Source organism: Psychrobacillus sp. FSL K6-1415 (assembly GCF_038003185.1).
GTDB lineage: Bacteria > Bacillota > Bacilli > Bacillales_A > Planococcaceae > Psychrobacillus > Psychrobacillus psychrodurans.
Genome location: NZ_JBBOOQ010000001.1, coordinates 566,280 through 579,149 on the forward strand (window position 1 = coordinate 566,280; position 12,870 = coordinate 579,149).

Consider the following 12,870-nt stretch of genomic DNA (forward strand, 5'->3'; position numbering starts at 1 on the left):
TAGTCGGGTATGGCTCCAATCTCCTTGCCATTACGAAAACATATGCTCCTGCGGTTACTCGTCGCAAAGACATTAGTCAAACAAAGGATTCGATTTTAAAAAGCGAATAATAAGAAGAATATTTTGTAAATATTCTTCTTTCAGCTTGACGACAAAAGTGTTTTTATAAACTGCTATAAGTAATAATAAATATCTTTAAGGAGTTGTTTATAAGGCAAGGACCACCACGAAGACTCCTGTGGGAACAGCTTGAGCAGAAGACCCCGCAGGAACGCAGTGACGAGGAGGCTAAAGCCAAGCCCACGGAAAGCGAAGTGGTGGTCCTTGCCGATTTTAGTATATATGCACCAAAAATTGAGTTTGTCTACAGTCTGTAAGAAGATATTTTGTAAATATTCTTCTTTTTTCGATTAATTGTGAGACTGACATAGGTATATACATACATATTTTTTACGTAAGAAATTCTTAAGAAACAGGTAAGAAAAAAGAGAACTTCATTTCTTATACTAAGGAAAGTAACAAATGAGGGAGGAAATTCATATGACATATCTAATCCGAACAAATCGGCTCACAAAAGTATATGGGGGAAAAGAAGTTGTTTCCGAAGTGAGCATGCATGTAAAAAAAGGTGAAATTTATGGTTTTTTAGGTTCCAATGGTGCAGGGAAAACAACAATCATGAAATTAATTACAAATTTAATAAAACCAACTAATGGCTACATCGAAATTTTTGGAGAGACATTAACGCATAAATCTTATGAAGTTTTAAAAAGAATGGGCACAATTATTGAATATCCTATTTTCCATGAAAATTTAACTGCTAAAGAAATATTGGATCTCCATTGTGAATACATGGGCTATTACGACAAAAAGGAAATCGACCAAGTACTTGATCTAGTTAATTTGTCACATGCGGAAGGAAAGCCTGTAGAAGATTTCTCACTTGGGATGAAACAACGATTGGGCATTGCACGTGCAATTATTACTAAACCCGAATTACTTATTCTAGACGAGCCCATTAATGGGTTAGATCCGAGTGGTATTAAGGAAATTCGTGATTTATTGAAAATGTTATGCAAAGAATATGGCATTACCATTCTTATTTCTAGCCATATTTTAGGTGAAATGGAGCAAATTGCAGATACAATTGGTGTTATTCACAACGGCAGATTAATTAGTGAGCTTGCAATGTCTGATGTAAAACTTAGTCAAATAGATTACATCGAAATGATTGTCGACGATGGAAAAAAAGCAGCTTTTATTTTAGAGGACAAATTAGCCATCGTCAATTACAAACTAGTAGAGGATCATTGTATCCGTATCTATGAATCAAAAAACACAGAACACTATTTCAAGGGCTTTGATGGAGCAAAACGTGGAGATAAAGGAAATTAGCATGAAAAAAAATTCGTTAGAGGATTACTTCTTAAAGTTAATTAACGGAGGTGAGATGAGTGCCTAATTTAATGCGTTTAGAAATGAAAAAGTATAAATTATTTTCATATATAAAGGGAGCAATAATTGCCAATATCATTATAGCAGGATTGTTGGTAGCCATGCTGTTCATCGCGAAGGTGGAAGGTGACCTATTTTTAACCAATTATACAGAAGCCATAACCATAATTGATACGATTGTAAGGGCAACCTTTATTATTTTTGCTGCAAGCTTAATTTCTAAGCTCATTATTGGTGAGTTTAAGAATAAAACAATTACCACATTATTTTTATATCCTATTAATAGAAAAAAACTAATTACGGCAAAGCTTGCAATCGTAATCCTTTTCACATTCTGCTCCATTATCCTTTCTAATGTATTCTTAACAATAGTGTTCTCTTCTGTCACAAACTATTTTGATCTGATACCTGGCACATTATCAATCACTATGGTCACACAGCATACGCCTTCCATGCTGATGAACGCGATTGCAGCATCAGGAATGTGCCTCATTCCATTATATTTCGGAATGAAAAAGTACTCTGCATCAACTACAATTATTTCTTCCATTCTCATTGTCATGATTGTTTCTTCGAATAGCGGCAATTTTTCATTAAACGATATTATTATAATTCCAATATCACTAGCCATAATTGGCATTAGTATCGCTTACTTTGCAATCCGTAATATTGAAAAGACAGATTTAAAATGTTAATAATTTAGTTGAAGAGAGCTGCATTATTGCGGCTCTTATTTATTGATAAAGGTCTTTATCAATAAAAGTAAATTGATTATCCAGTTAATGTATTCTTTCCTCCTGTAAATGCGTGAGATAGTGCATCTGCTGTTTAACTAAGAACAATGATTAATCGGGTTTCTATTCAATTAGTATTACGGGACGGCGCTATTACCAGTAGATAACTAATGATGGGCAAAAGGAGAGATTTTTTAAGGAGACGATGTAAATGTTTATTACACTTATTTTCTCAGTTGGTATACTGATTCTTTTAAAAGGTAAGTTGGAATGGTTATTCGATTCACTTACGACTATTGCGATGGTTGCTTGGATATTTCAATCGGTCAATTGGAGTTGGGTCGAGGACTATCTCCGTATTCTTTTATTAGCACTTCTCATTATAGCTTTGCTGTTCAAAGTACGTACTTCACCTTTTAGAATAAAATATATAGTAACGATCAAAAATTTACACTTGCTGTATATACATTACTTATACCTTTGTTTGGTATTATATTTCAACTGTTGATGTGGCGATTGAATCACTTTTCCCTTTAAGATGGTACCTACTATATTGGGCAAGGAGGAAATCAAGCGCAAAAGAATTATCACCAGGCTTATCTAGCACAAAAAAATGACCCCAAATGATCTATTTCCGAAGGAGAGGTGTAAGAATTTTAAAATGAATTACTAGATCTTAGAACACCAGATGCTAATGCAGAAAACCGACCGGTAATTATGTGACTTTATGATGTGAAAATACGACTGTAATTATTTACTTAGCCTATAAGAAAAAAGTTAGTGTAACATTAATCCAAAATGAGAAAGTAAATGTTGGAGGTAAAATTCGATGCGTAGGGATTTCAGAGAATACATTTGAACCACATTTGCATATTCATGCTGAAAAGGACCGGATAGTTTTCTTAGAAAATAAAAATCCCATTCCTATGAAGGAATGGGATGTACTTCTATTAATTAGTTGTGAGCAATGATTACTAATTTGCCCTCATCAAGTTCTTTTTCAGCTGCTTCTGCCTCTTGTTTAGAGATGCCAGCTGCTTCCATTTTGTTACGAAGCTCATCTCCACGTGAGGTGAACATGTTTTTCATAGATTGTAAAAAGCCTTGTTCTTTCATGCCCACATCGGAAGTGTCGAGCGCATCATTGATATCGTCTGCTCGTTCTTTAAAATGGGCGAAAATATGAATATTGTCTCGAACGTATCCTTGGGTCTCAAGTTTTTCAATTTCTTGTTTAGCTTGAACTGCATTTTCAACTGTTAGTTTGACTGTCATGAATAATTCCTCCATTTTGTTTGTAATGTGTTCTAGTTTATATTTACCCGGTAGTAGCGACTTTAAACAAAATCGGTTCGAATGAATCCAAATATGTGAAAGAAATGTGTGGTTTTGATATGCTTAAAAGAAAAAGAGAATGGATGTTATTTAGATGGAAAATAAATTAGATCAAGTAGCCGGCTTTAAAGCGGCAATGGGGAATTATCCTACTGGAGTCACTGTAGTTACAGCTTATAACAGCGACGGTAAACCTATGGGGTTAACCGTTAATTCCTTCGCTTCTGTATCGTTGGAACCATTATTAATATTATGGTCTATTGATAAAAGAGTATACTCATACGAAGAGTTTTTAAAAGTAGATAAGTTTACAGTAAATATACTAGCAGCAGATCAGGGAGATATTTGTAATTTATTCGCTAGTAAAGTGGAGGATAGGTTTGCTGAGTGTGAATGGTATAAATCAGAATTGAATTTGCCGGTGCTCTCTAATTCCTTAGCAACATTAGAATGTAAAGTATTTAACAAAGTTGAAGCGGGCGATCATACAATTATGATTGGTGAGGTACTGCATATTCAAAATGCAGCTAAAGAGCCTTTACTGTATCACCGTAGAAATATCGGTGCAATCCCGACAGAATTTTATAAATGAGTAAAAAGGATATCCTGGTGGATATCCTTTTGTCTATAGAGTGTTATTAATGACGGCTCTAATATAATTAAACTAGGTATAAATACTTTAAAATGAACTGAAAATCTCGAAAATATTTGTTGAGTAGTATAATATACCTATGTTAACTTCCTTTTCGTTGGCATTCAAAAGGTTCATTAATTTAGTAATTTAAGAGAATTGTAAGAGTAATCTATTACAATAAAAGAAGTGATTTTTAGTATTTCAAACTTGAATATACAAATTAATAAATCGAAGAAGAGGGATAATATGGATTACCAACAAAGTAAACGCAAGAAAAATAATGATAATTTAGTAAGTAAAGAAGTATTCAACATTTCTTTATCTGTATTGAAAACATTCATAGTTGCACTAGTAAATTCTAGTGGAAATATTGTAAAAGCTAATGAGAAATTTTTAAGTGTTTTTAACTATTCGTTGGATGATATAGAGACTTTAACTATTGATATGGTAATTAGTGAGTCCTCAAACAAGGGTTTAAAAAACATTTATGAAAATCTCGAGAAGGATAAGTATTGGTCGGGTAATTTGAGACTAATAGATAAATTTAACCAACCAATAGATTCTATTGTTGATATTTTGGAATTTAGTGATGAGGGGGATAAAGCAAGGAATTATCTTTTAATAATACTTCCTGTCAATAGCTCCAACGAAGAAGAAAAGTGGAGAAGTTTAGCCTACACAGATGATCTAACTGGTCTTCCTAATCGTAGAAAATTTAGCGAATGCATCTCTTATCATATAGAAAAGAGTAAACAACAAAGTTCAAAATTTGGATTATTATTTTTGGATATTGATAATTTTAAGCACATAAATGATCAATATGGTCATGTAGTGGGCGATCAGCTTTTAAAGGAATGTGCATCAAGATTAGTGGAGGCTGTGGGCAATAGTGCGGTTATATTTCGCAAAAGTGGGGATGAATTTTTAATTATTGTTGACGAAGTGGGAAAAATGCAAGATATTTGCGATTCTATTCAACATCAATTTACTGCTGATTTTTATATCGATAATAGTCCTATTTCAGTCTATATAAGCTTAGGGGATAGTGTTTATCCAGACTGCGGGCTTTACGAAGAATCGTTAATCCATCATGCAGATAGATTGATGTATGAACAAAAGAAACAGAATAAATCTAAGAGAGAATTTGTTACTCCAAAAAGATAAGACATATCTAATCCCACATTGGAACAATGACAATAAAAGCAGAAGTCCCCTAATAGCTTCAATAAGAAACAGAAGAGGACGGTAAAGGCGATTTTTCGTAATATACTTGAAGTATACATCTCCATATTGCTATGCTGTGCAACCATTATTTATAGTACATTTTGATGTTCACAACGTTTGGAACTCTGTCTAGGAACGTTCAGCTGTTGATATAAGAACATTAAATAACTCAACAAATGAATCATCTAGTTCTATTTCTAAGTCTTTCAATAATAATTGTTCATACTCGTGATACGTTTTAATTGCTTCGAATCGATTTTCCATTTTTATTAATAAATTGATTTTTTGCTTAACTTTTTCATTTGAGTATGGATTTAACCTAAGGTAAGTTTGCAAATAAAATAGGGTTTTTGAGTCATCATTAAGCTGATAGTAATCAATTATTTTATCTAAAAAAATCAGCATTTGATTTTGATATGCCTGTGCTTCTACAAAAGCCCAGTCGTACCTATTCAATTCCATATATTCACCTGTATATAAATTGACTGCATTTTCAGCAATTTGAATATTTGTAACATCAAGTTTATCCAGGCTTTGGAGGTTTTTTTTCAATTCTATTGCATCACAGTAAATTGGTTCCAATGTGAAAAAGTAACTTTGGTTGGAGAATGTAATACAGTTAGAGTATCCAAGCTCATCTAAAGTTTTGCGTAAATAAGATAAGCATGTATGCAGGTGAATTTTAGACTTTTTATAATCTTGTCCTGGCCATAAGTTTTCTATTAAAATATCACGATTTATATATGTATTAATATTTGTAAGAAAGAACCCAAATAATTCCTTAACTTTGGCGGTTTTAAAATGAATTAGCTGACCATTACGGAATACTTGCAATTCATTAAAGCACTTAATGTAAGGTACAGAAGTAGAGATAACGTCAGTTCTATCTTCATGATTTCTAGATACTTCTACAGTTTTAGTTAATCTATTAATGGTTTTAAGAAGACGTTTTGTAGTAATTGGTTTTAATAAGTAATCAATCGAGTTTAATTCAAATGCTTGTATTGCGTACTCCGAATGGGCAGTTACGAAGACAATCTGTATAGATGGCTGAATTGATAGGATAGCCTCGGCTAAGTCTAATCCATTTAAGTCCGCCATTTCAATATCTAAAAATGCAACATCCACATGATTTGTTTTTAGGTCAGATAGAATATGCTCTTGTGAATTGTATGTTTTAATAATATGTATGTTAGGGAATTCCTGTAATTTTTTTTCTAGGGTGAAAAGTGAAAGGTCTTCATCATCCACTAAAATTGTTTTTATCATAAAATCCCCTCCATTTATGGAAAAATTTTAAATTTATTTCTATTATAATAATATTAATAAGATTCATCAAATCTCTAAATAGAGAAGTTAATAAAAGAATAGTAAATATACTATAACCTTTAGGGACTAAGTATTCTAAAGGTCAATTAGGTTATTAATGTTAGTAAAATGGAGGTAAAGGTGATTTGGATAAGAATTATAATTATAATAGCTTTCCAATAAATTAGAGATACATAATTTGTAAAGATTATATATTTCGCAAACAAATGTGATTAAATTATTTTCAAAGTAAGTAATTCATACGACTAAAAAATCTCTTCAGATTTATATCTATTAGGGTGAAATTTCCTTATTCCTTTGTATAAAAAAGCTTAAACATTATTTCTCTTTGTGGCACCTGGAGTGTATCGAACTTTTGTAAAAAGGCCTGTTTATCATAGGCTACGTGATGAATTTTAACCTCTGGTGTAATAGAACTTAAATCTACTATTGCATATGGTGCAGTATTACCTTTAGATACACCTAGAGAACCTGGATTTAAGTAAATTTTATACTCAGTTTGAAATAGATGCTCTGGATGGTTATGTCCAAAGCAAATGATGTCTGCCGGATAATCACCGAACATCGTTTCCATATTTTCTAGCGTTGGTTCTAAAATGGAAAAAAAGGGCTCTTTTCTAATATGAGCATCACGCATATGTGTTTCTATATGGTAGTGAATTCCAAATAGACGGTTGCCGTTAATTTCTTTTACTAAAGTTCTTGGTAGTTGTTGAAGCCTTTGAACATTTAGGTCTGATAGACGTTTAGCAATCCATTCATGGTGCTCGCGAGTATGCATATAGCTATCGGGGTGTCCATCGCCTAAAACAAGGGATAGTATTGCCTCGTCATGGTTACCCGTAATCATTCGAACGTCTGGACGTTCAAATAGAATATCTAGAACCTCATTTGTATCTGGTCCCATAGCAATCATATCTCCAAGACACCAAATTTCCTGCACATCTCTCCCAGCATCTATTTCGTTCAATACTGCTTTTAACGCAATTTCATTCCCGTGAATATCGGTTATAATTGCTATCTTCAAAAATAATCACTCCTAGTGCCTAATCTAACGACTCCACTTTTTCCGTAGATTTCTTTTTGTGTTTAACGTATTTCACTAAATAATAAATAAGAATAGTCGCAAAAATAATGCCGAAGATGACATACTCATCTACATCAGATGATAATATTCCAGCAGGAATTAATGCTAGGACGAAGAAATAAAGGAAATTTCCAATTGCAGTAGCAATAGTAAAAGGTACGATTCGTATCGTACTAAGTCCAGATAAGATATTGATCAGACTAGTAGGGATAAAAGGGAAGAGTCTTCCCTGAAGTACATAAGCAAAACCATTAGCATCAACCTTTTCAATCAAACTTATATTGAATTTTTCGATAATAATTTCTTGGAAAACATAGCGCACACCGTATAATACGATGATAGAAGCAATTACACTCGTGAACCAACTCCATAAAAAGCCGTTTATGAATCCAAATAAAGAGATATTTATCGTAATCACTAGAATAAGCGGGAATATAGTAAATGAATTTTGTATAAGCATGACTAGCGCCATAAAGAATAGCGCATAGCCAATATTTCTTTCTAAAAATAGTTGGACCTCATTTATATCTCCGTGCAATAAAGACACGACAATATCTTTATTAAATATGACGAAAACTATAATTAACAGCAAGCCGCCCCAAATAATCCATTGTCTTTTTGTAAGATGTTGAATTGTATTTTTCATTTGTTAACGTCACCTGGTCCTTCTCACATTTATTATCCAATCGTACCATTGTTTGAGGTTACAAAAAACTTTTAAACCTCTTCTTATCAAGGTATTCATTTGAGTTTTGTAAAGACCAATAAAGATGCATTCTATTTGACTAATTTCTTTTTCATTTGGTTGGCAGAAAGTAAGGTTAAGTAGAACGCTACACAAAACATTAGAATAGAGCCACTAATGACTACCTCTTTTACAGAAAACCAATGGGTGGCCAATCCTAAAAAAAGAATTACTACAATTTGTATAGAACTCGATAGCATCTCATATAGGCTAGATATTCTACCCATCATTTCGGTAGGGATATTGGATTGAATGTACGTCATATATCCAGTGTTCGAGATAGAAAGAAAAAATGATAGGACAAAAAATCCGATACTAGCTAATAAGTAGGTTGAAGAGAAACTGTAAATCACATATCCGACAGAGACTAAAAGTGTTCCAAGGCCCATCAATAATTTAGCTGGAGCGAATCTTACTAATATGTTGGTGAAGACAGCTCCCATTAAGAATCCAATTCCAGCAATAGTGACAAGCGATCCGTAAGCAGTATCGGATAAATGAAGAACTTTCTTGGCAAATGTCACTTCCATGGAATCTAATGCAGCAGTCATTAACATTACTGTTTGAAACATCATATATATGACGAAAAAAGGGATTGCCTTCTTACTGAAATGTACAACTAGATGCCAATCATCTCTGATGTTCATCCAAGTTATTTTTGAATTTTCAATAGTAGCTGAAGACATTTTCTTTGGGAGGAGAAGTGTAATAGCAGCGCAAACTAGAAAAATAACGACATTTACAAATAATGCTTCTTTAAGAGAACCGATCATAAATAAAACACCTGCAATTAATGGACCAGTCACAAATGCACCCGAATGAACAAAACTTAGAATTGCGTTAAAACGATTTCGTATATTTTCAGGTAACAATAGTGTCATATACGTAAAGGATGCAGGCTCAAATATTGCACCAGCCATTTGGATGAAAAAAACTAGTATATAAATGATTAGAATGGAATCAGAAAAAGGGATAAATAATATTAACATTGCTCTAATCACATCTAAAGTCACCATCATATGCTTTGTAGAAACTCGGTCAATGACACTACCTGCCCAAGGTCCAACTAATAATTGAGTGATTGGTTTAATAATGTATAGTGCTGAAACTGCTAATGCCGATCCTGTTTCCTCTAGTACCATTAAGTTGATCGCTAATAAGTATATCCATCCTCCAATATTGGCAATACCCACTGTAAACAAATATATAATAGGAAATTTCAAATTAAGTGAATCCATGCTAAAACCTCCGACATATTTTTTTTGAACAATAAAAAAAATCCCACCCCCAAGACTATTGTCTTAGGGACGAGATTAATATGTCGTGGTGCCACCCTAGTTTGCCCTAATGTCACCATTAGTGGCCTTTTCAAGTACGGCATGTATCCATGCTTATACCCTAGCTCGATAACAGGAGCTACTGTCACATAATACCTTGTACTATACAAGTCCTACGTGAAGCTCAGAGGCTTGTTTCGGTAACTTCAATCTTACCCATTCGCAGCTAATAGGGCTCTCTGTTTAAGAAATTCGAATACCTACTCTTCTCTTCATTGCTTTTTAATTTTTCCTATTATACCATATTTTTATTCATATGCTACATCATAATCTAACCTATGACATGGGCAAGTATCCTACTAGTTATGCTTCTATGGGATCTTAGGATAACGCTATTCCGCTGGAGTCTCGTTAAATGAACACCAAGGAAATTGCGGAAAATCATTTAGTTAGTAAAACACAAGAAGATCATAAAAAAACAAATATATGTGCAACTCCTTAGTCTTTTTTTACCTTAGGCAATAAGCTTTACAGTTCCACATATTAAAACGGTATAAAGAGTCCTAGTGAAACGCAAACTTTTAAAGAAAAGGAGTGTTTACGATAAAATCTGTAACAGAAGCTATAAAAAAGTTTGCACTACCATTTAATACTTCAGAGGATTTGACTCCACTATTAGAAGCTATTGGAGATGCCAAAATTGTTCTTTTAGGGGAAGCTAGTCACGGGACATCGGAATTTTATAAAGTACGAGCGGAGTTATCAAAGCGCCTAATAGTAGAAAAGGGATTTAATCTAATTGCGGTCGAAGGAGATTGGCCATCCACTCAGCGAGTAAATAGATTTATAAAAGGATATGATACAGAGGAAAATAAACAAAAGGTACTAAATGCGTTCGAACGTTGGCCGACGTGGATGTGGGCAAATGAAGAGATATCTGAATTGGTTAAGTGGTTAGAAAAACATAATAAGCAAGTAGAAGATAAAAGGAAAATAGGGTTTTATGGAGTAGATGTGTATAGTTTATGGGAGTCTCTTGATGAGGTGGTAAGCTATTTACGTAAAACGAATCCGGAAGGAACAGATATGGCGTTTGCAAAGAAAGCAATTAGCTGTTTTGAGCCCTTTAATCGTCATCCTGAAACCTATGCTTTTTCATCCATACACATTTCGGATGCTTGTGTGGATGAGGTGGCGAAGTTAGTTTCTTCCATTCGTAAAAATGAAAAGCAATATGAAAATGGTCAGGAAGCAGATTTAAATTTAAAAATAAATGCTTTAGTTGCTCATAATGCAGAAGAATACTACCGAGCTATGGTACGGAGTGATGAACTTTCATGGAATGTTCGTGATGAACATATGGTCGAAGCGATTAATGAAATAATGGACTATCATGGAAAAGACGCGAAAATAATAATTTGGGCACATAACACCCATATTGGAGATGCATCCGCAACGGATATGAAAGAAGAAGGGCTAACAAACGTTGGAGAGATTCTTCGTATACAGAACAAGAAAGAAAATGTGTTTTCAGTCGGATTTGGTACCCATAGTGGAGAGGTTATTGCTGCAGATGAGTGGGGGACTACTCCTAAAAAAATGATCGTGCCACCTGCAAGATTGGGTTCATGGGAAGATATGCTGCATAGTATAGAAGCTACAAATAAAATTCTGATTTTTGACGAGGAGAATCGAATATTTTTTAATAATAATTGGATTGGGCATCGGGCTATAGGAGTTGTATATAATCCAGAGCTTGAAGCTTATGGAAATTATGTTCCTTCTAGATTAGGGAGCAGATATGATGCCTTTATTTATATAGACAAAACTAATGCATTGTCCCCAATTTTTAAGTAAATGAATGAAAATTATGAACAGATGGAGCGGCTAATAATTTCTCCATCTGTCTATATTTATTATCTAGATTCTAGACTTTTTAATTAGCCATGAAACTAATAATAGTAGAGAACCTATACCAAAAGAGATTTGCCATGGCAATGTGAAGGATGGACCGACTTCCTTTACCAAAAAACTAATTATAGCAATAATTAAAAATCCGCCTGCCCCGTATAACCCAGCCTTAAACATCATTTTTTTGTCTGTAGCTTTGTCATCAAAGGAAGATTGACTTATCAATCCAAAGATCATTTTTACTCCAAATGCTGTCATAATCATTATTAAAATGATGAGCAGTAGAGAGGATATGACATACACTTTTTCCGAAGCTTCCCCTCCTATTATGGGGATAATTATACTTCGCATTATTAAAAACCAACCAATAATATTTACAGCTATTTCACCCATAAATATGAAGCCATTACGTTTATTTTCACGAGGCAATTGACTTACAATCTCATCTGCGTAACCCTTAGGGTCATTTCCAAAGATTTCTTTCGCAGTTTTCCCCTCTTGTTGACCTTCTATAAGATGGTCTAACATTTCCATCAAGACTTCCTCTGATTGTTGCTCAGATAAGGTTAACTTGGTTCGGATATAGAGTAGTAAATTTGTGTAATATTTCTCATTTCCTTCTGTCAGTAACGCTCTTTTTTGGTTATTTTGTTCTATTAACTCACTAGCTTTCAATCGTCTCATCTCCTTTCGATAATAATGCATTAATAGGTACTGATAGCTGATTCCATTCTAAGGAAATTGTTTCAAGGGTTACTTTTCCTGCAGAAGTTAATGAATAATATTTACGATTAGGTCCAGATTCTGAAGGCCTTATTTCACCTGAAATTAGCTTGTTTTTTTGAAGTCTTAATAAAACAGGATAAATAGTTCCTTCGCTCACATCCTCTAAACCAACTTTTTGCAGCTTTTTGGATAATTCATAACCGTATACTGGCTCTTTTTCGATAACGGCAAGCACACAGCCATCAAGAATCCCTTTAAGCAGTTGACTTCTAATAGACATAGGTCGTCTCCTTTTTGCTATCTTGTAAAGCAAAGTAGTTATTTTAAAAAAATACTACCTTGCTTTGCAAAGTAGTTAAAGTAATTATAAATATAATTTGAAGTAATGTCTAGTAGGTAAATGGTCTCCTTTC

At 33.6% G+C, this 12,870-nt stretch carries 11 protein-coding genes, 1 pseudogene and 1 other annotated feature; of the genes and pseudogenes, 5 read left to right on the forward strand and 7 right to left on the reverse strand.

Annotated elements, in window-relative coordinates:
* Window positions 1-540 precede the first annotated feature (540 nt).
* Both MKY60_RS02760 and MKY60_RS02765 read left to right on the forward strand, forming a co-directional pair.
* Window positions 541-1,462 (forward strand): annotated as a pseudogene (locus MKY60_RS02760) (ABC transporter ATP-binding protein).
* Window positions 1,455-2,150, forward strand: coding sequence for an ABC transporter permease (locus MKY60_RS02765; protein ID WP_093493606.1), 696 nt, complete (start codon window positions 1,455-1,457; stop codon window positions 2,148-2,150). Before MKY60_RS02760 ends, MKY60_RS02765 begins: the two are co-directional and overlap by 8 nt.
* Before the next feature lie 993 nt (window positions 2,151-3,143).
* Here MKY60_RS02765 and MKY60_RS02770 read toward each other — a convergent pair.
* Window positions 3,144-3,464: a general stress protein gene (locus MKY60_RS02770; RefSeq protein WP_090564743.1), complete on the reverse strand. Its 321-nt coding sequence runs from the start codon at window positions 3,462-3,464 to the stop codon at window positions 3,144-3,146.
* A 154-nt stretch (window positions 3,465-3,618) separates the two neighbouring features.
* Here MKY60_RS02770 and MKY60_RS02775 point away from each other — a divergent pair, with 154 nt between their 5' ends.
* Together MKY60_RS02775 and MKY60_RS02780 are read left to right on the forward strand one after the other, a co-directional pair.
* Window positions 3,619-4,116: a flavin reductase family protein gene (locus MKY60_RS02775; RefSeq protein ID WP_241597304.1), complete on the forward strand. Its 498-nt coding sequence runs from the start codon at window positions 3,619-3,621 to the stop codon at window positions 4,114-4,116.
* A 288-nt stretch (window positions 4,117-4,404) separates the two neighbouring features.
* On the forward strand, window positions 4,405-5,322 hold the full coding sequence (locus MKY60_RS02780) for a sensor domain-containing diguanylate cyclase (RefSeq protein ID WP_241597301.1): 918 nt from the start codon (window positions 4,405-4,407) through the stop codon (window positions 5,320-5,322).
* Window positions 5,323-5,511: 189 nt separating this feature from the next.
* Here MKY60_RS02780 and MKY60_RS02785 read toward each other — a convergent pair whose 3' ends face one another.
* The 4 genes from MKY60_RS02785 to MKY60_RS02800 form a co-directional block, all read right to left on the reverse strand.
* On the reverse strand, window positions 5,512-6,651 hold the full coding sequence (locus MKY60_RS02785) for a response regulator (RefSeq protein ID WP_241597298.1): 1,140 nt from the start codon (window positions 6,649-6,651) through the stop codon (window positions 5,512-5,514).
* A 349-nt stretch (window positions 6,652-7,000) separates the two neighbouring features.
* Entirely contained in the window at window positions 7,001-7,738 is a 738-nt protein-coding gene (locus MKY60_RS02790) for a metallophosphoesterase family protein (RefSeq protein WP_241597295.1), read from the reverse strand.
* Window positions 7,739-7,757: 19 nt separating this feature from the next.
* Window positions 7,758-8,444, reverse strand: coding sequence for a TVP38/TMEM64 family protein (locus MKY60_RS02795; RefSeq protein ID WP_093493621.1), 687 nt, complete (start codon window positions 8,442-8,444; stop codon window positions 7,758-7,760).
* A gap of 131 nt (window positions 8,445-8,575) precedes the next feature.
* A complete protein-coding gene (locus tag MKY60_RS02800; RefSeq protein ID WP_241597293.1) occupies window positions 8,576-9,781 on the reverse strand; it encodes an MFS transporter in 1,206 nt (401 codons plus the stop codon).
* A 62-nt stretch (window positions 9,782-9,843) separates the two neighbouring features.
* Window positions 9,844-10,105 (reverse strand) — a binding site (T-box leader).
* 318 nt (window positions 10,106-10,423) lie between these two features.
* Here MKY60_RS02800 and MKY60_RS02805 point away from each other — a divergent pair.
* The gene (locus MKY60_RS02805; RefSeq protein WP_241597888.1) at window positions 10,424-11,677 is read left to right on the forward strand and encodes an erythromycin esterase family protein; all 1,254 of its coding nucleotides are present in this window, start codon (window positions 10,424-10,426) and stop codon (window positions 11,675-11,677) included.
* Between the two features lie 63 nt (window positions 11,678-11,740).
* On the opposite strand, the gene MKY60_RS02810 is transcribed toward MKY60_RS02805, so the two are convergent.
* Window positions 11,741-12,406, reverse strand: a complete 666-nt coding sequence (locus MKY60_RS02810) for a DUF1129 family protein (protein ID WP_241597289.1) — start codon at window positions 12,404-12,406, stop codon at window positions 11,741-11,743.
* Window positions 12,396-12,737 (reverse strand): PadR family transcriptional regulator, encoded by a 342-nt coding sequence (locus tag MKY60_RS02815; RefSeq protein ID WP_241597287.1) that lies wholly within the window; start codon window positions 12,735-12,737, stop codon window positions 12,396-12,398. Before MKY60_RS02815 ends, MKY60_RS02810 begins: the two co-directional genes overlap by 11 nt.
* Window positions 12,738-12,870: the final 133 nt, after the last annotated feature.